A 20,556-nucleotide genomic window follows, 5' to 3' on the forward strand; every position below is an offset into this window, starting at 1 on the left:
CTTTGGACACTCACCCGCAGCTGCGGAGTATGGTACAATAGGCAAAAAAGGGTGGCGCTGTCAACACATGCGGCACGCTCTGCGGTGGATAAAAATAAGGCCGGATCGGCCTTGGTCTGGCCAACTGCGGGATGTATCCCCTATGAGCGGCGCACAAGCTCAGCGGTCAATTTGAAAATTTTGTGAAGTTCAGGATAGGTGAGGCTATTGTTTCTGAAGCGACTGGAATTGTCCGGCTTCAAATCGTTTGCGGATAAAACGGATCTCGAATTTGTGCAGGGCATCACGGCCGTTGTCGGTCCGAACGGGAGCGGGAAAAGCAACATTTCCGACGGCATCCGCTGGGTGCTTGGCGAGCAGAGCGCGCGTTCCTTGCGCGGCGGCAAGATGGAAGATATCATTTTTGCCGGCAGCGATGCGCGGAAAGCGGTGAACTTCGGGGAAGTGTCGCTCACGCTGGACAATACGGACAGCTCGTTGTCGCTCGATTTTAATGAGGTGACCGTCACACGGCGCGTCCACCGCAGCGGGGAAAGCGAGTATTTTATCAACAAGCAGCCATGCCGTCTCAAAGATATTACCGAGCTGTTCATGGATACGGGCATCGGCAAGGAAGCTTATTCGATCATCGGGCAAGGCCGGATCGAGGAAATTTTAAGCACCAAGTCGGAGGACCGCCGCGGCATTTTTGAAGAGGCGTCCGGTATCGTCAAATATAAGTCGCGCAAAAAAGAGACCGAGAAAAAGCTGGATGAGACGGAGCAAAATTTGCTGCGGATCCACGACCTCGTCTCCGAGCTGGAAGACCAGCTCGGGCCGCTCCGCATTCAATCGGAGAAGGCCGTGCGTTTTAAAGAACTGAAGGAGCTTTTGAAAAAAAGCGAAATTTCAGTGTATGTGTATCAGATCGAACAGGTGCATGCGGCTTGGAAAGAAGCCGGCGAGAAGCTGAAGCAGCTGGAGACGGAGCAGATCGCGCTCTCCAGCGTCGTCAGCTTGCACGATGCGCAGTTGGAGCAGCACCGGCTCGAAACACGCCGGCTTGAGGAAGAGGTGGAACGCCTGCAGGCGCATCTGCTTGTTTTGAGCGAGGAGTTCGAGAAATGCGAAGGGCAAGGCGAAGTGTTGAAGGAGCGGAAAAAGAACTATGCCGCAAACCGTCAGCAGCTTGTGCAGACCGTCGAACATCAAGAACGCCGGCTTGTCGAGAAAAAAACGGATATCGAACAGTTCCGCGGCAAAGTGACCGAAATCAGCGCCGAGCTGAAGCAATATCAAGCGAAGCTAACGGCCGAAGAAGAGCGGCTGAAGGGCGTTTACGGCGGGATCAGCAGTGACGCGGAGGATGTGCTGAAGAGCGAGCTGCTGGATAAGCTGAACCAGATGGCGCAGGCCCGCAATGAAGCGCGTTATGCCGAGCAGCAGCTCGAGAGCCTCAGCCGCCGGCTGGAGCGTCTGGAAGAAGAGCGCGGCAAATGGCAGGAGCAGCATGATCGGATTGCGCAGCGCAAACGCGAGCTGACCGGCAAGCTGGAGAAGGCGGTCAAGGACATCGAGCTGGTCCGCAACCAGTATCTTGATGCGTCGGAAAACTTAAGGGACAAGCAAGCGCTGCTCGAGGAATCGACAGGCACGGTGCGCAAATGGGAGCAGAAGCTGCAGGCGCTCATCTCCCGCCGCGACACGATGCGCGAGATGGCCAACGATTACGACGGCTTTATTCTTGGGGTCAAAGAGGTGCTGAAGGCGAAAAACCGCCGTGAGCTGCACGGCATTCACGGCGCGGTCGCCGAACTGGTGAAAGTGCCCGCCGAATATGAGACGGCGATGGAGACGGCGCTTGGCGGCGCATTGCAGCACGTCGTCGTCAATAACGAAGCTAACGGCCGGGAAGCGATCGCTTTTCTGAAAAAGCGCCAGCTTGGCCGCGCCACCTTCCTGCCGCTCGACGTCATCCGCGGCCGGGCCGTAGCCGAACATGAAAAGAAGCAGGTGACGGCTGCGCCGGGATTTATCGGCATTGCCGTGGACCTGGTGAAATATGATGAGCAATACGAGCAAATCGTGTCCAGCTTGCTCGGCAACGTCATTATTGCCTCTACCTTGGAGGATGCGAACCGGATCGCGGCCAAAGTGCAGTACAGGTACCGCGTCGTGACGCTGGAGGGCGACGTCGTCAACCCTGGCGGTTCGATGACCGGGGGCAGCCAGCAGCAGAAGAAAACAAGTCTGCTCAGCCGCCAGCGGCAAATCGAAGAGATGGACAAGGAGATTGCCGTGTCCGAATCACAGCTGCGCCAGCTTAAGGAAAAATCCGAGCAGGTGCGCAAAGAAATTGCCGCGGCGACAAGCACGCTGGAACAATTGCGCCAAACCGGCGAGCAGAAGCGGATCGAAGAGCAGCAAATCCGCGCCGAGCTGAATCCGCTTGCCGCGGAAACAAAGCAGACGGAGGAGCAGCTGGCGTTATACAGCCAGGACGGCACCTCGCTTGCCGCGGAATGCCGCGATTATGAGGCGCGCAAGGTGAATGCCGCCGCCCAGCTGGAACTGCTGCAGCAGGAGGAAGCGGCGCTGCAACTGGCGATCCGCAATGCCGAGTCGGCGCGTAAAGCGAACGAATCGGCCAAGGAAGAGCTGCAGATGCAGCTGACCGATTTGAAAATCAAGGTCGCCTCGCTTTCGCAGGAAAGGCAATCGCTGTTCGATCAGCAGCAGCGGATGGCCGGAGAGCTTGCCGTAGCCGAGCAGGAGCTCGCCGCCAATCTGGGCATGCTGGCGCAGCTGGAGAGCGACATCGAGCGTCAAGAGCTGGACATCGTGCGTCAGACCGAACAGTTGAACGATCTTGCGCTTAAGAAACAGGAATGCGCCGAGCAGCTCGATTTAAGGCGGGCGGATCGCGCCAAATGGCAGCAGCAGCTGGAGCACGAGGAGAACAAAACCCGCGAGCAGCGCACCCAACTGAAATCGGTGGAGGAACAGATGCACCAGACGGAGGTGCGGGTGAACCGGCTTGACGTGGAGCTGGAAAACTGGCTGAAGAAGCTGTCCGACGACTATGAGATGAGCTTCGAGCTGGCGCGGCAGCGTTATCCGGTACCGGACGACGTGCCGGCGGCGCAGCAGCATGTGAAGGAAATTCGCCGCGAGATTACGCTGCTGGGCGACGTCAACTTGGGCGCTATTGAAGAATACCAGCGTGTCGGCGAGCGGTACCAGTTTTTGAGCGAGCAGAAAAACGACCTGATCGAGGCGAAAACGGCCTTGTACCAGGTAATCCGCGAAATGGAAGAGGAAATGTCCAAACGGTTCAAGACGACGTTTGACGCCATCCGTTCGCATTTCGCCAACGTGTTCGCCAAACTGTTCGGCGGCGGCCGCGCCGATCTGATCTTGTCCGAACCGGACCAGATGCTGAATACCGGGATCGAAATCGTTGCGCAGCCCCCGGGCAAAAAGCTGCAAAATTTGCAGCTCCTGTCGGGCGGAGAACGCGCGCTGACGGCGATGGCGCTGCTGTTCTCGATTTTGCACGTTAAGCCGGTGCCGTTCTGCGTGCTTGACGAGGTGGAAGCGGCGCTCGACGAAGCAAACGTGGCGCGGTTTGCCGCTTATTTGCGGGAGTTTTCGCAACAAACGCAGTTTATCGTCGTCACCCACCGCAAAGGCACGATGGAGGAAGCGGACGTGCTGTACGGCGTCACGATGCAGGAAGGCGGCGTATCCAAGCTGGTGTCCGTCCGTCTGGAGGACGATGAAGCGGTTATCGCTTAATGCTAAAGTAGATATACATGAATAGTGGTTGTTCAACAAGTTGTTCCGGGCACAAGAGGCCCGGCACGGCTGTCCGGCGCGAAACGGCGCATCGTCTTTTTCGGGACAGGCAATTTTTCGCGGCGGCGGCAAGCGGCTTTTTGGACGTGTGTGATTATAAGGCGAGGGGTCGGTCCGATGAGTTTTTTTAAACGATTGGCAGAAAGTATTTCGTCCAAAGCGGAAGCGGTGACAAGCAAGTTCAAGGACGGTTTGTCCAAAACGCGGGACGCGCTGGTCGGCAGCGTGGAGGATTTGTTCTCGCGGCGCAAAAAAATCGATGAGGAATTTTACGAAGAGCTTGAGGAAATTTTGATTGGCGCCGATGTTGGCGTCAATACGGTGCTGAAGCTGATCGATGAGCTGCGCGCCGAAGTGAAAAAGCGCAAAATCGAAGATCCGAAGGAGCTGCGTCCCGTTTTATCGGAGAAGCTCATCTTGCTGCTGAAAGGCGACGAGAATGCCTCGCTGAAGATGGCGGAGCAGGGGCTCACGGTCATTTTGTTTGTTGGCGTCAACGGCGTCGGCAAAACGACAACGATCGGCAAGATGGCCCATATGTTCAAATCGCAGGGCAAAAAAGTGCTCTTGGCCGCGGGAGATACCTTCCGCGCGGGTGCGATCGAGCAGCTTGAGGAATGGGGCCGCCGGGCCGGCGTCGACGTCATTAAGCAGCAAGCGGGCTCCGACCCCGCAGCGGTAATGTTTGACGCGCTGCAGGCGGCTCGCAGCCGCGGCGCGGACATTCTGCTGTGCGATACGGCGGGACGTCTGCAGAATAAAGTGAACCTGATGGAAGAGCTGAACAAGATTTACCGCGTCATCCGCCGGGAAGTGCCGGAAGCGCCGCATGAGGTGCTGCTCGTGCTGGACGGAACGACCGGACAAAATGCGCTGAATCAGGCCAAGCTGTTCGACGAGAAATCCGGCCTGAGCGGCCTTGTGCTGACGAAGCTGGACAGCACGGCGAAGGGCGGCATCGTCGTAGCGATCCGCCAGGAGCTGAAGCTGCCGGTGAAATACGTAGGTCTGGGCGAAAAAATGGACGATCTGCAGCCGTTTGACTCCGAGCAATTCGTACATGCGCTGTTCGCCGACCTGATCCAGCAAGAAAAAGATGGCGAGGCGCAATAAGTGACGAGCAGGCAATCGCAACCTCTGACAAGGTCTTGCGCTTGACATCGTTTTGAAAATCGCCTATGATAAACAATGTTGCTGTAAAGTGTTTGACCTTAACGGAGGTGAGCGCCGTGACCGAACCGCTGATCGAATCGGAAGCGCTGGAGAAGACGAACCGGATCAATCTGCTGTTCGATTTTTACGAAGCGCTGCTCACGGAGAAGCAGCAAATGTTTTTGAAGGCTTATTTTCATGACGATTACACGCTCGGAGAAATTGCCGCCGAGTTTCAAATAAGTAGACAAGCGGTGTTTGAACATATTAAACGGGCAGAACAATCCTTGATGGACTACGAACATAAGCTGCAGCTGCTGGAGAAACATGAACGCCGGCTGGCTGCGTCACGCGAGATCGGGAAGTTGCTTGAAGATGCGGGGCCCGCCTTAAGCCGGCAGGTGAACAGCTTGCTGGACCGCATGCTGGATTAAGGGAACTGCTTTCCCGGAACAATGATTGGCTTACCGAAAATCAAGCTATAGCGTACGGAAAGAGGTGAGCGGATATGGCATTTGAAGGATTGGCCACCAGGCTGCAAAGCGTATTCAGCAAGCTGAGAGGCAAGGGCAAGCTGACGGAAGACGACGTCAACGAAGCGCTGCGCGAAGTGAGGCTTGCCCTCCTGGAAGCGGACGTTAACTTTAAGGTCGTTAAAGATTTTGTAGCGAAGGTAAGAGAGAAAGCGATTGGCCAGGAAGTGCTGCAAAGCTTCACACCGGCGATGGTTGTTGTTGATATCGTCAACAAAGAGCTGACCGAATTGATGGGCGGCACGCAAAGCAAGCTGGCCCGCTCCAACCGGCCGCCGACGGTCATTATGATGGCCGGTCTGCAAGGCGCGGGTAAAACGACGACCAGCGGCAAGTTAGCCAAAATGCTGCAGCAGCAAAATCACCGCCCGCTGCTGGCGGCGGCGGATATTTACCGCCCTGCGGCGATCAAGCAGCTGCAAGTGCTTGGCGAACAGCTGAAAGTTCCGGTGTTTACACTAGGCGACCAGATCAGCCCTGTGGAAATCGCCAAATCGGCGTGGCAGCACGCCAAGGAGAACGGAAACGACTATTTGATTATCGATACGGCGGGCCGCTTGCATATTGATGAAGCGCTGATGGAAGAGCTGCGCAACATCGCGGCCGAAGTGAAGCCCGACGAGATTTTGTTTGTAGTCGATTCGATGACCGGTCAAGAAGCGGTTAATGTCGCGGAAAGCTTCCACAAGCAGCTTGAGCTGACGGGCGTTGTGCTGACCAAGATGGACAGCGATACGCGCGGCGGCGCGGCGCTTTCGGTTAAAGCCGTAACCGGCTGCCCGATCAAGTTTGTGGCGACCGGCGAGAAGCTTGATGCGCTGGAGCCGTTTTATCCGGACCGGATGGCTTCGCGGATTCTTGGCATGGGCGACATGCTTACGCTCATTGAGAAGGCGCAATCGGCGATTGATGCCGACAAAGCTAAGGAAATGGAGCGCAAGATGCGTTCCGCGGAATTCACGTTTGACGACTTCCTGGAGCAGATGGAGCAGGTGAAGAAATTAGGCCCGCTCGATCAGATTCTCGACATGCTGCCGGGCGCGAACAAGATGAAGGGCATTAAGGACGTCAAGGTGGACGACAAGCAGATGGGCCGCGTGGCGGCGATCGTGAAGTCGATGACCAAGGAAGAACGGGCGAACCCGGATATGCTGTCGCTGAACCGCCGCAAACGTTTGGCCGCAGGCAGCGGCAATTCGCTGAACGACGTCAACCGCTTCATCAAGCAATTCGAGGAAATGCGCAAGATGATGAAGCAGCTTTCCGGCATGATGGGCCCGAAAGGGCAAAAGATGATGAAAAACATGAAGGGCAAACTCGGCAAGGGGATGCGCTTCCCGTTCTAAATAGCCGTTTATTCTATGTAGGAGGTGATTACACATGGCAACACGTATTCGTTTAAAGCGTATGGGCGCTCATAAAGCTCCTTTCTACCGTGTCGTGGTTTCGGATTCCCGTTCCCCGCGTGACGGCCGTTTTATCGAGGAAATTGGTACTTATAATCCGGTTGCAGAACCGGCTATAGTAAATATCGATGAAGAAAAAGCTCTGCAATGGCTGCAAACCGGTGCGCAAGCATCCGATACAGTACGCAGCTTGTTCAGCAAAGCAGGCATCATGAAGAAATTTCACGAGTCCAAGCTTCAAAAGTAATCTCCGCGTAAAGGAGTTATGATTGGGTGAAAGATTTAATAACTGTTATCGCTCAGGCGTTGGTCGATCATCCCGAGGAAGTTCGCGTAGCGTCTCGTGAAAATGAACGCGAAATCACGTTCGAGCTCTCCGTGCATCCTGACGACATGGGCAAAATTATCGGCAAGCAGGGCCGGATTGCCAAAGCGCTGCGCACTGTTGTCACTTCTGCCGCCGTCAAGGAAACGAAGCGCGTGAACGTTGAAATTGTTTCGTAAATGGGCTATGCTAGGAAGGGTTAGGACTGTTTATGGTCCTAACCCTTTTTTGTCGTAACGATTTATTCGGCGCAGGCCGCAATGTTGGAGGTACAATAACCCTATGAGCGACAAGCTGTATACGGTAGGAAAGCTGGTCAATACACACGGGATCCGCGGAGAAATTAAAATCGTTTCGCAAACCGATTTTCCCGATCTTCGTTTTGCCAAGGGCAGCGAACTGATTTTGCTCGATCCCGATAAACATACCCAGATGCCCGTGGTCGTGGAATCGTCGCGTGAGCACAAAGGCATGTTTATCGTCAAGCTGAAAAGCTACAACGACATCAACGATGTGGAGAAGTATAAAGGCTGGCTGGTAAAAGTAGCCGAAGAGCATCTTGCCGATTTGGACGAGGACGAATATTATTACCATGAAATTATCGGCTGTCTCGTTGTCACCGACGAAGAGCAGGAACTCGGCGAGATTACGGAAATTTTATCGCCGGGCGCCAACGATGTGTGGGTCGTTAAGTTGAAGAACGGGAAGCAGGCGCTTCTGCCGGTCATCGACGAAGTGATTTTGGATGTGGATGTCGAGGCCAAAACAGTCCGGGTTCATATCATGGAAGGTTTGCTTGATTGATGAGAATTGATGTGCTGACTTTGTTTCCGGCGATGTTTGACGGCGTGTTTAATGCCAGCATTTTGGGCAAGGCGCGGGAGAAGGGCATTGTTTCGCTGCATACGGTCAATTTTCGCGATTACGCGAACAACAAGCATAATACGGTCGACGATTACCCTTACGGCGGCGGCGGCGGCATGGTGCTCAAAGCGGAGCCTATATTTTCTGCGGTTGAGGATATACTGAATAAGAAGGAAAAGCCGAGAATTATTTTGATGTGCCCCCAAGGGGAGCCGTTCTCGCAAAAAAAAGCGGAAGAGCTGGCCGGCGAGAGCCATCTGATCTTCATATGCGGCCATTATGAAGGTTATGACGAACGGATCCGCGAGCATCTGGTGACCGATGAGCTGTCGATCGGCGATTACGTGCTGACCGGCGGCGAGCTGCCGGCGATGGTCGTTATCGACAGCGTCGTCAGGCTGCTGCCCGGTGTGCTCGGCAATGAACTGTCGGCTGTCACCGACTCGTTCAGCACCGGATTGCTCGAATATCCGCATTATACCCGGCCCGTCAAGTTTCGGGATTGGGAAGTGCCGGAGGTGCTGTTGTCCGGGCATCACGACAATGTCGCCAAATGGCGCAAGAGACAGTCTTTGCTCCGTACGCTCAGGAAACGCCCCGAGCTGCTGGAGTCGTATCCGTTAACCCCCGAAGAACGGAAATGGCTGGAGCAGCAAAGAGCCGAAATGGACGAGCAGAGCCATACATAAGTTACTGTTGTAATCAGCTCCTGACTATGGTAATATATCTACTGTTGTGGTTTTTGTTGAATAAGGTGGTCCTCTACGCATAACAACGGAAGATGCAGACAGCTAGGGCGGAATGAACACCTGATGGAAGGAGGAATTCTACATGAGTTTGATTATCCAGGAAATTACGAAAGAACAGCTTCGCCAAGTTCCAAACTTTCGTCCCGGCGACACGTTGAAAGTACACGTTAAAGTTGTCGAGGGTACACGCGAACGGATCCAGCTGTTTGAAGGTGTTGTTATTAAACGCCGCGGTGGCGGAATCAGCGAAACGTTTACAGTAAGAAAAATTTCTTACGGCGTTGGCGTTGAAAGAACGTTCCCGCTTCACACTCCGAAGATTGAAAAGATTGAAGTGGCTCGCCGCGGTAAAGTACGTCGCGCGAAACTCTACTATCTGCGTGGTCTTCGCGGTAAAGCAGCAAGAATTCAAGAAATTCGATAAAACCAACGGGGGCTTGATTTCAAGCCCCTTTTCGTTTTTTCTTAAACCTTTTTTGGAAAGGCAGAGGACTGCATGGACCAGGAACAATCGGTGGAAAACGTAGAAAACAAGCAAAGCCCCGTAAAAAACGAAGCGTGGGAATGGATTAAAGCGCTGCTGATCGCTGCCGCACTTGTGTTTTTGATTCGCTGGTTGATTTTTGCACCGTTTATTGTGGAAGGTCCTTCCATGGAGCCTAACTTCTATACAAGCGAACGGCTCATCGTCAATAAAATCATTTATTCGTTGCGCAAGCCCGAGCGAGGCGAAGTGATCGTCTTCCATGCCACAAAAGAAAAAGATTACATAAAACGGGTTATCGCTCTGCCGGGCGAAACCATCAAAGTCGACGGCGACAAAGTGTACGTGAACGGCACCCAGCTCGACGAAACCTACTTAAAGCAAGCGCTTGACAAAGCGGCCAAAGAAGGCCATCCCTACAACATGAGAAATTTTGCGGAAAAGACCGTGCCGGAAGGTACGATTTTCGTCATGGGGGACAACCGTTCCAACAGCGCGGACAGCCGCGACATCGGGTTTATCAAATACGAGCAGGTTGTCGGCCGAGCCGATCTGATTTTCTGGCCGTTCGGCAAAATGGGTTTGGTGCATTTTAAATAAACCTTTAGTAAAATGGCTTCAGTAAAGACACATAAGGAACGTGATGGTATGGCAATTCAGTGGTTTCCCGGGCATATGACCCGCGCGAGACGGCAAATTCAGGAGAAGCTGAAGCTGATTGACGTCGTTATCGAGCTGTTGGATGCGCGGATTCCGCTATCCAGCAGAAATCCGATGATCGATGAGATTTTGCAGGGCAAGCCGCGGCTTATCGTGCTTAATAAAGCGGATTTGGCCGATCCCGAGGTGACGGCGCAGTGGCAGCGTTATTTTGAACAGGACGGGCTGCGCACGCTGCCGATCGATGCGAACTCCGGGTACCAAGTCAATCAAATTATTCCCCGCTGCAAAGAGCTGTGGGCGGATAAAATCGAAGCCCAGCTGCGCAAAGGGATCAACCCGCGCGCCATTCGGGCGCTGATTGTCGGCATCCCGAACGTCGGGAAGTCAACGCTGATCAACCGGTTGGCAGGCAAGCGGATCGCGGCGGTCGGGGACAAACCCGGCGTGACGAAAGCGCAGCAGTGGATCAAGGTCGGCGAAGAAATGCAGCTGCTGGATACGCCGGGCATTTTGTGGCCGAAGTTCGAGGATCAGAATGTCGGCTTCCGGCTTGCCGCAACGGGGGCTATTAAAGAAGAGATTTTGCACGTGGACGATATTGCCTTGTTTGCGCTCCGTTATTTGATTGAGCATTACGGGGATGCGATGAAAGAGCGGTTTGGGCTAAGCCAGCTGCCTCCGGACGGTACGGACACCGACGAAGTGGTGAAAGTGATGGAGGAGATCGGGCGCAAACGCGGAGCTTTGCTTGGCGGCGGCCGTGTCGATTACGAGAAGGCGGCGCTGACGATTTTACGTGAGCTGCGGGCCGGCAAGCTGGGCCGCATCAGCTTCGAAGCGCCGGAGTCGGTAGCTGCGAAGTTATGAGCCGGGAAGGCAACAAAAGGATACGCCACTTTGCTCCACAAGGAGCTTAAGGTGGCGTTTTTTTGTGCGGTCGGCGGTACGTGCATACAGCGAACTGTACATTGGAGGCAGTATGCGGTGGTCGGTGCGAAAAGGGGACGTGGAGTATTGCCGGTATCAGGTTTGTGCTGATTGCGGCCATGAGACGCGCAGGCGGAAGATCATCCTATCCTGCCCAAGGCAGTGCTGCTGCGAGCAGCCGCTTGAAAGCACAGTCACACCTCAAGCGGGATCGTGCTATAATAAATGGACAAGTTCGCCGGAACGTGCAAAAATTGGGGGAAGCGGGATGCTGGATTACGAACGCGGATTATGGGAACAAGGATATACAAGTATTGCCGGAGTGGATGAGGTAGGAAGAGGTTGCTTGTTCGGCGATGTGGTGGCTGCAGCGGTCATATTACCGAAAGGGCTTATCATCGAAGATATCAACGATTCGAAAAAGCTGAGCGAGAAAAAAAGAGAGCAGCTGTTCGAGGAGATTACGGCGCAAGCGTTATGTATCGGTGTCGGAATTGTCGATGTGCCCACGATCGAGCGGATTAATATCAAGCAGGCATCGCGGCTTGCGATGAAGCAAGCAGTGGATCAGCTTAGCGTGCCGCCGGACTACTTGCTGGTCGATGCGGAGAAGGTTGACGTGCCGATTCGCCAGCTGGCCGTCATTCACGGCGATGCGCTGAGTCAATCGATCGCCGCCGCGTCGATTATCGCCAAAGTCACACGCGACCGGATGTGCCGGCAGTGGGATGACGAATACCCGGGTTACGGTATTGCGCTGCATAAGGGGTACGCTACCAAGCTGCACCGTGAGCGCATCGTCGAGTTAGGGCCGTCGCCGCTGCACCGGAAAACGTTTTTAGGTAAAATTTTATATGAACAGCAGGATTTGTTTGAGTTGTAAAGTTTGCCTGCTAGGATTCCGATATTACATACATAGCTGATAATGCCCGTACGAACGATGAATACACACGAAGGGAGGAGCTTCCATGAATATCAGCGGTTTAATTAAAAATATGCTGGGTGATTTGCAAATATCCGACCCGAAGACGCTGGAGCTGAAAGTGGGCCAAATTGTGAAGGGCGTTGTGCTGCAGCTGCTTTCCGAACAGGATGCAATTGTCAACATTGGCGGGGTGCAGGTGCGCGCCAGGCTCGAAACCCCGCTCAAGCAAGGCGATGTAACGATGCTGCAGGTTCAGCCGGAATCCGCTTCCGGTCAAGTGATGCTGAAGCCGCTGCAATCGTCCGGCGTGCAAATTGCCGATGATTCGCTTGCCCAGCTCGTGAAGGAATTCGGCATGAAGGATAACCCGGAAGCCCGGCAAACGCTGCAGCTGCTGCATCAGTCGGGCGTGCCGCTGACCAAAGATACGGCGCAGCAGTTTGTTCAGGTCCAATCGCAACGGCCGGACCAAGCGCCGAAGGAAGAATGGAGTCAAGCTGCTGTCGTTGCCGCACAGAAGGGGCTGCCGCTGACGAAGGATACAGTGCAGGCGGTCAGACAGTCGTTATTTGGGCAGCCGCTGCACGATACACTAAACCGGCTTTCCGATCAGGTTGGCGAGCTGCTGAAAGGGGACGGGGGGCTACCTGCGGAAACGAAGGAGCAGCTGCAAAAACTCCAGCTCCAGCTGAACGCTGTGCGCGCTGCGGCTCTGCCGTTGGCGGAAGGAGGGAGCACCGGGCAGAAACCGGATGCGGCGCAGGCTTCCGGTGATCCGCAAGCTTTAGCGTCACCGGCTCAGACCTCGGGCAAACAGCCGCAGGAAGCGGCTAAACCGACGGTAAGCCCGTCCAATCCGCAGATCGGCGGGCAACCTCAGCAGGCGTCCGTTCAGGGCCAATTGCCGCCGCAAGACCCTAAAGCGATGCCGGCGGCTCAACCTGCGGCCGCTTCATCGGCTCAGCAGGCTGCGGAAACGGCTGCAAGAGGCAGCATGCAGGAATCGGCCGCCGCCAAGCCGCCGCTCTCTGAGTCCGCGCCGCCGCCAAGACAGTCGGGCGCCGCTGCGGCTGAGCATCAGACGCGCCCGGCAAGGCCGGATACCCCGGCAGGACAAGAGTCTGCAAATGCGGGCGGAGGGAAGACAAACGCCGATAACGCGGAACGTGCGGCGCAGAGTCCGGTTAAAAACGACACCAATACGTCCGATTTTACTCAGCGCACGGCGGCTCGAGGTACGGACTCGGCAGCGGATGGGAACGGCGAACATGCGGTATTCCGCCTGCTGAAGGCGATGGGGCTTGATCATGAACGGCAAATTAATGGACTGCCTGCCAGGAGTGCGGCGGAAACACGTACGCAGCAGGCGGAATCGGGCAGCCTTAGCGCTCAAACGGCCTCCGCGAACGATGGTGTGCCAGACCCTTTCAAAACCGTTGAAACGCCCAGAAATGCCGCGGATGCGCTTCGCAGCGCAGAGACGCTGAAGGGGATGCTGCTGCAGCTTGCCAATTCCGACGATGTGCCCCCGGCTTTAAAAGAAACCGCGCAGCAGGCTGTTCAGCAAATTACCGGCCAGCAGCTGATGCTTACGGGCGATAGAGCAGGCGTGTTCACAAGCATGACGATGTTTCTGCCGCTGCTTGGGCCTGGAGGGCAGCAGACGGCCGCTATCCATATTCAATCGCGCAAAGGGCCGCGTGGCGAGCTGGATGCGGGCAATTGCCGGCTTGTTTTTGATCTGAAGATGAAAGAAATGGGCGATACGCTGGTTGATGTGCAGGTGGTTGACCGCATTGTCAGCCTTAATGTTCATAACAATCACCCGATTGTCGCGCAGCTGTTGGAATCGCACCGTGAGGAAATTGCCGCCGGGATGGCGAGAATCGGCTATCAGTTTATATCGCTAAAATGCAGCCAGTACCCCGAAAGGTTGTCCGAATTGGACGGAAAAGGCGGCAAATCGGGCGGGGATGGCGGCAGGGGAGCTGTCAATGAGCAGCTGAGAGCGCTGTACAGCCCGAAAACGTACAAAGGTGTGGATATTAAAGTATGAGCGACAAACCTTCATCCATCAAAAAAGCGGTCGCTCTGAAATATGCTCCCGGGCAAAGCGGCGCGCCAGTGCTTGTCGCCAAGGGGAAAGGCGCTATTGCCGAAACGATTTTGAAAAAAGCCGAGGAGCATGGCGTACCTGTTCAGGAGGATGCATCGCTGGTTGAGGTGCTTTCCAAGCTCGACATCGAGCAGGAGATCCCGCCTGAGCTGTATTCGCTTGTGGCCGAGGTGCTCAGCTTTATTTACCGCTCCGATCGCCGTGTGAAAGAGGTAAGGAATTCAGATGGAAACCAGCAAGCGAAATAACCGCCCAGACGGCAGAAAGCAGCTGGGCTCACAAGGCGAGCAACTGGCGGCCCGATATCTTACAGAGCAGGGTTATACTCTTCTGACACAAAATTGGCGCTGCCGCACGGGAGAAATCGACCTGGTTGCCGAAGACGGTGAAGTGATCGTCTTTGTTGAAGTGCGGACAAGGAAAGCAACCGGCCGCTTCGGAACGGCGCAGGAATCGGTCGATTACAGGAAGCGGCGGCAAGTAACGGAAACCGCCCAAGTTTTCCTGCTGCAGCGCGGATTGCAGGAGAAGCAGATCCGTTTTGATGTGATCGCGATTCACATGCAGGACATTCAGCAGGCGCCAGGCGAGATTGCCGACGGCCACCGGTTGGAGCATATCGTCAATGCGTTCTGACTTGTATTTCCGTCATCAGATGACAGGTCAGTGGGGACCGTTGTCCCCGCTTTTTTGTCCGGGTTCATTGCCGATGGGCTTCAACTGACAAATCAACAATTTTTTAGCGGATAAAGGTGGGGCTTACCATGATGAAATGTCCGAACTGCGGCGCGAAGATGACCGAGCTTACCATTCAACACTGTGCAAAATGCGGAAGATCCATGAAAGAGAAAGTGGCTGAAACCTTTGATCTGCTTGCCGAACTTGTCGAGAAGGCGCTTAAACAGGAACTGGAAATGCGGAGGAGAAGCAGGCTTTAAGGCCGTTCTTAAGGGGATTGTCTGCAAGCCAAGAAAGGCGATAGAGTGAGTTTGGCCGGGAATAAGCCTGAAGTCACGAGGGCGACAGTTGAAAACCGTTTTGCATTTTCATATCCATCCTACAGCGGAAAGGTTAGGGAGCTTCATGCCAACAGATTTCTTTATTTCAGACCATCATTTTGGCCACAAAAATATGATCGATTTTGAATCCAGGCCTTTTTCAAATGTGGAAGAAATGACATCCGAGATGATTGCCGCCTGGAATTCCGTTGTGGGAAATGAGGACAAGGTGTTCCATCTGGGCGATTTCTCGTTTCTAAACCAGGAAAAAACAAAAGAAATTGTAAGCAGCCTTAACGGTTACAAATTTCTCATATTGGGCAATCACGATCGAGGCAGGACCAGAAGCTGGTGGCTGGATGCCGGATTTCACGAAGTGAGTGAGCATCCGATTATTTATAAACACTTTTTCTTTCTGAGTCACGAGCCGATGTATATGAATAAACATATGCCTTATGTTAATGTTCATGGCCATATTCACGGCCAAAAGTATGAAGGTAAAAGTTATTTTAATGTGTGTGTGGAGCATTGGGCCTACAAGCCGGTGACTTTTGAACAAATCCGCGATAGCGTTGTAGTTAGCGAGGAGCAGGCTTAAGGTGTAATTCCTGGTAGTCGTGGAACCGTAGAGAACGGCATGGGGAGGTCCATCCATAGACTGAGTACGCGACATGGCGGAGACGCTAACCGCGATCCAGTGGGGTTCGACCGACCGCCGCGCAGTGCCGCAACGTGCGTTTGGGATTGGCGCGTTGGAAACGGAAAAAAATAAGGTCAGCCAGAACTCTCTGGCTGACCTTGGGATACTACCATTTGGCGTTCGAAAGCTGCTGTTCGGCGATTTGTACCAATCTCTTCGTAATATGTCCGCCAATTGCCCCGGCATCGCGTGTAGCCAGGTTGCCGTTGTAACCAGTAGGAGACAACTGAATACCTAACTCTTGGGCTACTTCATACTTCATTTGATTCAGTGCTGCTTGAGCTTGTTGAACGACTAATGTGTTGTTGGCCATGTGGTAATCACTCCTTTATTTGGTGTACCTATAGTATTGGAAAATAACTTTTGCGTATTCATGGTAAATTTACGGAAATATCGGCTGCTGTTGTAAATAAGCCGAATCGGGCCGCGCTGCCTAATGAGCCGTTTTTTTGTCTAAGGTCCGATACTGCAGCGCTTCGGCGACATGCGGGGCGGCGATGGATGCGCATCCTTCCAAGTCGGCGATTGTTCTGGCGATTTTCAGTATCCGGTCGTGGGATCTGACACTTAAACCCAAGGCGTCGAATGAGGCGCCAAGCAGTTGTTCGGCGGCTCTGTCCAGGCGGCAGAACTCCCGCAGCAGACGGCCTGACAACTCGCTGTTGTACCTTATTTTCGTCCCGCCAAAACGATCAAGCTGCGCCTTGCGCGCACGCCCGATCGTTTCTTTCATTTCCGCCGAGGACAGCTGCTGCTCCGTGGTGGAGAAGGCGGCATATTCCACACGCGGCACTTCGGCATGAAGATCGATCCGGTCAAGCAGCGGCCCCGATATGCGGCTGCGGTAATGGTCGATCTTATGCGGACTGCAATGGCAGGCCGTTCCCGCCCCGTCCGTGCCGAGGAAACCGCAAGGGCAGGGGTTCATCGATGCCGCGAGCAGAAATTGCGCGGGGAACGTGTATACTGCGCGCGCTCGACCGATCGTGACATGTCTGTCCTCCAGCGGCTGTCTTAACACCTCCAGCACATTGCGCTGGAATTCGGGGAGCTCGTCCAAAAATAATACGCCGCGATGGGCGAGGCTCGCTTCCCCCGGCTTAGGAATCGATCCTCCGCCGATGAGCCCGGCAGGCGAGATGGTGTGATGCGGGGCGCGAAACGGGCGGCTGCGGATCAGCGAACTGCCGCCCCCCAGCTTGCCCGAAGCGCTGTAGATTCGCGTGACCTCAAGCGCTTCATATTCGCTCATATCGGGCAAGATGGTCGGCAAACGGCGGATCAGCATCGTTTTTCCCGTGCCTGGCGGGCCGATAAACAGCACATTGTGCATACCGGCAGCACATATCATCAGGACCCGTTTGGCCTGCTGCTGGCCGCAAACATCGGCGTAATCCTCCGTACCCGGTTGTTCCTCCGTCATCATGCCAAAGCTGAAATCATGCACATCATTAACGGTGTTAAATATGATCTTTTTATCTTTTAACTCGCTCAAATTGGCGATAGGACAAACATGAATGCCTTCGATCAGATGCGCTTCCGGGGCGTTTTGCCGGGGCAGCACAATGTGGGTGATGCCGACTTGTTTAGCCTTGGCGACCATCGACAATACGCCCGGAACGGGACGAATCGAGCCGTCGAGCGCAAGCTCTCCGAGTATGAGCAAGTTGTGTGGTTCGTCCAGCCGAATTTGTCCGCTGGTCAGCAGGATGCCAACGGCGATCGCCAAGTCGAAGGCGGAGCCTTCCTTCCGTAAATCGGCCGGTGCCAGATTAATCGTGATGCGCTGCAGCGGAAACGTAAACCCGCAATTTTTGATTGCGGAGCGAACGCGCTCGACCGACTCGCGAACGGCGAGGTCCGGCAGTCCGACGATGCTGACTACCGGCAACCCGTTGCTGAGGTCAGTCTCCACCTCGATCATTTTGCCTTCGATTCCGTGCAAGCAAGCGCTGAGCACTTTTCCGTACATCAAAAAACACCTTCTTCCGAATGATTGGTGGACGGATGTAACGCATCCGTATCATTGGGCCAAAGGTGCTTCCTTATCTGCCTGTTATGTTAGCTTTATTTTATCTCACGAGGATGAAAAAAGCAAAACTGGGATATGCTACAAAAAAAGATAAGGAGTGATAACGATGCAGCCAATGCCTTATTTTTGCCCGAATTGCCGCTCCAACCGGGTTAAATTCAGCGTGATTTCAAGTTATTCGCAGAGCTTTATGAAAGATGCTATTTCGGGGGAAGTTCACGAGATGAGCGAACCCGTGCAGATGAGCCAGTCCGAACCAAGCATCGAATGTCTTGTTTGCCATTTTGTGGGAAACGAACTTCGTTTCGTCAAGCAAGCGGAACGCGAGCCGCGGACGCAGTCGGCAGGAAGCCCGACATATCGGTAATGTCTTGCGCACCTTTTTCCTATGAGGAGAGGGTGCGCATTTTTTTGTCTGAACATATTGGATATTATTAGGAGGCGTTCTCAATATTTCCCGAGGAATCAGAAAAAACGCAAAAATACGCCATATTGAAATCGCTTTCAACAAAAAAAGTTCCTTTTGCGGAGAAAAATAGAGGTAACTGTCGAAAAAAAGTGGTACAATAATGGATGTTGTGCAGCGAAGCCGTTGATTATATCAGGGGCTTATCGTTATGCATGCCAAGCTGTGCCTTGTTTGCGGCGAATTCGCATCATATGCGTTTTCGAGCATATAGAAGCTATCACTGATAGGAGGATTTTGCTAAATGAATATCCATGAGTACCAAGGCAAGGAAGTGCTGAGACAGTATGGTGTCAGCGTTCCTCAAGGAAAAGTCGCATTTACGGTAGATGAAGCCGTAGAAGCTGCCAAATCGCTCGGCACCTCCGTCGTTGTCGTCAAAGCGCAAATTCACGCTGGCGGCCGCGGTAAAGCGGGCGGCGTTAAAGTCGCTAAAAATCTGGACGAGGTTCGTACATACGCCCAGGAAATTCTCGGTAAAGTGCTGGTAACGCACCAAACCGGTCCGGAAGGCAAGGAAGTTAAGCGTCTTCTTATCGAGCAAGGCTGCGACATTAAAAAAGAATATTATGTTGGTGTCGTTGTTGACCGCGGCACAGGCCGTGTTGTTATGATGGCGTCCGAAGAAGGCGGCACCGAGATTGAAGAAGTTGCTGCACATACACCTGAAAAAATCTTCAAAGAAGTGATCGATCCTGCGATCGGCCTTCAAGCGTTCCAAGCGCGTAAGCTTGCTTACGCCATCAACATCCCAAGTGAGCTGGTTAACAAAGCCGTTAAATTTATGATCGCTTTGTACACTGCATTTGTGGAAAAGGACTGCTCGATTGCGGAAATCAATCCGCTTGTTGTAACAGGCGACGGCAATGTTATGGCGCTTGACGCCAAATTGAACTTCGATTCCAACGCGCTGTACCGTCATAAAGACATTTTGGAGCTGCGCGACCTGGAAGAAGAAGATGAAAAAGAAATTCAAGCGTCCAAGTTTGACCTCAGCTACATCGCCCTTGACGGTAACATCGGTTGTATGGTTAACGGTGCGGGTCTGGCTATGGCAACGATGGACATTATCAAATATTATGGCGGCGAACCGGCTAACTTCCTTGATGTAGGGGGCGGCGCTACCACGGAGAAAGTAACGGAAGCATTCAAAATCATTTTGGCCGACGAAGCGGTAAAAGGCGTATTCATCAACATTTTCGGCGGCATTATGAAATGTGACGTCATCGCTAATGGCGTAGTCGAAGCGACAAAGCAGCTTGGCCTTGACCGTCCGGTTGTCGTTCGTCTGGAAGGCACTAACGTGGATTTGGGCAAAAAGATTTTGAACGAATCCGGCCTGAATATCGTAGCTGCCGATTCCATGGCGGACGGCGCGCAAAAAATCGTTGCACTCGTGAAGTAATTTTGGCGGCTCAAAACTATAAGGGATGTGAACAATCAATCATGAGTATTTTAGTAGGTAAAAATACAAAGGTCATCACACAAGGGATTACAGGTTCCGTCGGTATGTTCCATACCAAAGGCGGCCTTGATTACGGCACGCAAATGGTTGGCGGCGTAACGCCGGGCAAAGGCGGCACTAACGTTGACATCACTTTGGAAAACGGAACTACCGTTTCGCTCCCTGTATTCAACACCGTTCAAGAAGCGGCTGCAAAAACAGGCGCTACCGTATCCGTAATTTACGTTCCGCCGGCATTTGCCGCTGACGCGATCATGGAAGCTGTAGACGCTGAGCTGGAACTGGCGATCTGTATTACAGAAGGCATTCCGGTTCTCGATATGGTCAAAGTGTCGCGTTACATGGAAGGCAAGAAAACAAGATTGATCGGACCAAACTGCCCTGGCGTCATTACTCCGGGCGAATGCAAAATCGGCATTATGCCGGGTTATATCCATACTCCAGGCCATGTCGGCGTCGTTTCCCGCTCCGGGACGCTCACTTATGAAGCGGTTCACCAGCTGACAACCCGCGGTATCGGCCAATCCTCCGCTGTAGGTATCGGCGGCGACCCTGTCAAAGGTTCGGAATTTATCGATATTTTGAAATTGTTCAACGAAGATCCAGACACCTATGCGGTCATTATGATCGGCGAAATCGGCGGTACGGCGGAAGAAGAAGCGGCTGAATGGATCGCTGCCAACATGACGAAGCCGGTTGTCGGTTTTATCGGCGGTCAAACGGCGCCTCCAGGAAAACGCATGGGCCATGCCGGCGCCATCATCTCCGGCGGCAAAGGAACTGCGGCTGAGAAAGTGGCTACGATGCAGCGTTGCGGCATCAAAGTTGCTCCGACGCCTTCCGAAATGGGCTCCACTTTGGTGGAAGTGCTGACGGAAAAAGGCCTGCTCGACAAATGTATTACCAAAAAATAA

The 20,556-nt window shown here is 53.7% G+C and carries 21 protein-coding genes; 19 read left to right on the plus strand and 2 right to left on the minus strand.

Annotated elements, in window-relative coordinates:
• Positions 1–207: 207 nt before the first annotated feature.
• The 16 genes from smc (at position 208) to EYB31_RS16355 (ending at position 15,577) form a co-directional block, all read left to right on the plus strand.
• Positions 208–3,777, plus strand: a complete 3,570-nt coding sequence (gene smc / locus EYB31_RS16280) for a chromosome segregation protein SMC (protein WP_131014413.1) — start codon at positions 208–210, stop codon at positions 3,775–3,777.
• A 177-nt stretch (positions 3,778–3,954) separates the two neighbouring features.
• On the plus strand, positions 3,955–4,950 hold the full coding sequence (gene ftsY / locus EYB31_RS16285) for a signal recognition particle-docking protein FtsY (RefSeq protein ID WP_131014415.1): 996 nt from the start codon (positions 3,955–3,957) through the stop codon (positions 4,948–4,950).
• Between the two features lie 128 nt (positions 4,951–5,078).
• Entirely contained in the window at positions 5,079–5,423 is a 345-nt protein-coding gene (gene ylxM / locus EYB31_RS16290; protein WP_240762522.1) for a YlxM family DNA-binding protein, read from the plus strand.
• Between the two features lie 74 nt (positions 5,424–5,497).
• Positions 5,498–6,868: a signal recognition particle protein gene (ffh, locus tag EYB31_RS16295; protein ID WP_131014417.1), complete on the plus strand. Its 1,371-nt coding sequence runs from the start codon at positions 5,498–5,500 to the stop codon at positions 6,866–6,868.
• Positions 6,869–6,902: 34 nt separating this feature from the next.
• Positions 6,903–7,175: a 30S ribosomal protein S16 gene (gene rpsP / locus EYB31_RS16300; protein ID WP_131014418.1), complete on the plus strand. Its 273-nt coding sequence runs from the start codon at positions 6,903–6,905 to the stop codon at positions 7,173–7,175.
• 26 nt (positions 7,176–7,201) lie between these two features.
• Positions 7,202–7,432 (plus strand): KH domain-containing protein, encoded by a 231-nt coding sequence (locus EYB31_RS16305; protein ID WP_131014420.1) that lies wholly within the window; start codon positions 7,202–7,204, stop codon positions 7,430–7,432.
• A gap of 103 nt (positions 7,433–7,535) precedes the next feature.
• The gene (rimM, locus tag EYB31_RS16310) at positions 7,536–8,057 is read left to right on the plus strand and encodes a ribosome maturation factor RimM (RefSeq protein ID WP_131014421.1); all 522 of its coding nucleotides are present in this window, start codon (positions 7,536–7,538) and stop codon (positions 8,055–8,057) included.
• The gene (gene trmD, locus EYB31_RS16315; protein ID WP_131014625.1) at positions 8,057–8,806 is read left to right on the plus strand and encodes a tRNA (guanosine(37)-N1)-methyltransferase TrmD; all 750 of its coding nucleotides are present in this window, start codon (positions 8,057–8,059) and stop codon (positions 8,804–8,806) included. The genes rimM and trmD overlap by 1 nt, the downstream gene beginning before the upstream one ends.
• Positions 8,807–8,948: 142 nt before the next feature.
• Positions 8,949–9,290 carry a 50S ribosomal protein L19 gene (gene rplS / locus EYB31_RS16320; RefSeq protein ID WP_131014423.1) on the plus strand — a complete coding sequence of 114 codons (342 nt, stop codon included), beginning with the start codon at positions 8,949–8,951 and terminating at the stop codon, positions 9,288–9,290.
• 72 nt (positions 9,291–9,362) lie between these two features.
• Positions 9,363–9,950: a signal peptidase I gene (lepB, locus tag EYB31_RS16325; RefSeq protein ID WP_131014424.1), complete on the plus strand. Its 588-nt coding sequence runs from the start codon at positions 9,363–9,365 to the stop codon at positions 9,948–9,950.
• A gap of 48 nt (positions 9,951–9,998) precedes the next feature.
• The gene (gene ylqF, locus EYB31_RS16330) at positions 9,999–10,880 is read left to right on the plus strand and encodes a ribosome biogenesis GTPase YlqF (RefSeq protein ID WP_131014426.1); all 882 of its coding nucleotides are present in this window, start codon (positions 9,999–10,001) and stop codon (positions 10,878–10,880) included.
• A 112-nt stretch (positions 10,881–10,992) separates the two neighbouring features.
• Positions 10,993–11,823 (plus strand): ribonuclease HII, encoded by an 831-nt coding sequence (locus EYB31_RS16335; protein WP_131014626.1) that lies wholly within the window; start codon positions 10,993–10,995, stop codon positions 11,821–11,823.
• A gap of 85 nt (positions 11,824–11,908) precedes the next feature.
• Entirely contained in the window at positions 11,909–13,921 is a 2,013-nt protein-coding gene (locus EYB31_RS16340) for a hypothetical protein (protein WP_131014427.1), read from the plus strand.
• Positions 13,918–14,229, plus strand: a complete 312-nt coding sequence (locus EYB31_RS16345) for an EscU/YscU/HrcU family type III secretion system export apparatus switch protein (RefSeq protein WP_131014428.1) — start codon at positions 13,918–13,920, stop codon at positions 14,227–14,229. The genes EYB31_RS16340 and EYB31_RS16345 overlap by 4 nt, the downstream gene beginning before the upstream one ends.
• The gene (locus tag EYB31_RS16350) at positions 14,207–14,617 is read left to right on the plus strand and encodes a YraN family protein (RefSeq protein WP_131014429.1); all 411 of its coding nucleotides are present in this window, start codon (positions 14,207–14,209) and stop codon (positions 14,615–14,617) included. Before EYB31_RS16345 ends, EYB31_RS16350 begins: the two co-directional genes overlap by 23 nt.
• A 447-nt stretch (positions 14,618–15,064) precedes the next feature.
• The gene (locus tag EYB31_RS16355) at positions 15,065–15,577 is read left to right on the plus strand and encodes a metallophosphoesterase (RefSeq protein ID WP_131014430.1); all 513 of its coding nucleotides are present in this window, start codon (positions 15,065–15,067) and stop codon (positions 15,575–15,577) included.
• A gap of 208 nt (positions 15,578–15,785) precedes the next feature.
• On the opposite strand, the gene EYB31_RS16360 is transcribed toward EYB31_RS16355, so the two are convergent.
• Together EYB31_RS16360 and EYB31_RS16365 are read right to left on the minus strand one after the other, a co-directional pair.
• Positions 15,786–15,992, minus strand: a complete 207-nt coding sequence (locus EYB31_RS16360; RefSeq protein ID WP_131014431.1) for an alpha/beta-type small acid-soluble spore protein — start codon at positions 15,990–15,992, stop codon at positions 15,786–15,788.
• A 120-nt stretch (positions 15,993–16,112) separates the two neighbouring features.
• Entirely contained in the window at positions 16,113–17,651 is a 1,539-nt protein-coding gene (locus EYB31_RS16365) for a YifB family Mg chelatase-like AAA ATPase (RefSeq protein ID WP_131014433.1), read from the minus strand.
• 166 nt (positions 17,652–17,817) lie between these two features.
• Between EYB31_RS16365 and EYB31_RS16370 the strand changes: the two genes are divergently transcribed.
• The 3 genes from EYB31_RS16370 (at position 17,818) to sucD (ending at position 20,556) form a co-directional block, all read left to right on the plus strand.
• The gene (locus EYB31_RS16370) at positions 17,818–18,078 is read left to right on the plus strand and encodes a hypothetical protein (protein ID WP_131014434.1); all 261 of its coding nucleotides are present in this window, start codon (positions 17,818–17,820) and stop codon (positions 18,076–18,078) included.
• Positions 18,079–18,421: 343 nt separating this feature from the next.
• Entirely contained in the window at positions 18,422–19,582 is a 1,161-nt protein-coding gene (gene sucC, locus EYB31_RS16375) for an ADP-forming succinate--CoA ligase subunit beta (protein WP_131014435.1), read from the plus strand.
• Positions 19,583–19,623: 41 nt separating this feature from the next.
• Positions 19,624–20,556, plus strand: a complete 933-nt coding sequence (sucD, locus tag EYB31_RS16380) for a succinate--CoA ligase subunit alpha (protein ID WP_131014442.1) — start codon at positions 19,624–19,626, stop codon at positions 20,554–20,556.

This window comes from Paenibacillus thalictri (genome assembly GCF_004307995.1).
Taxonomy (GTDB): domain Bacteria; phylum Bacillota; class Bacilli; order Paenibacillales; family NBRC-103111; genus Paenibacillus_AF; species Paenibacillus_AF thalictri.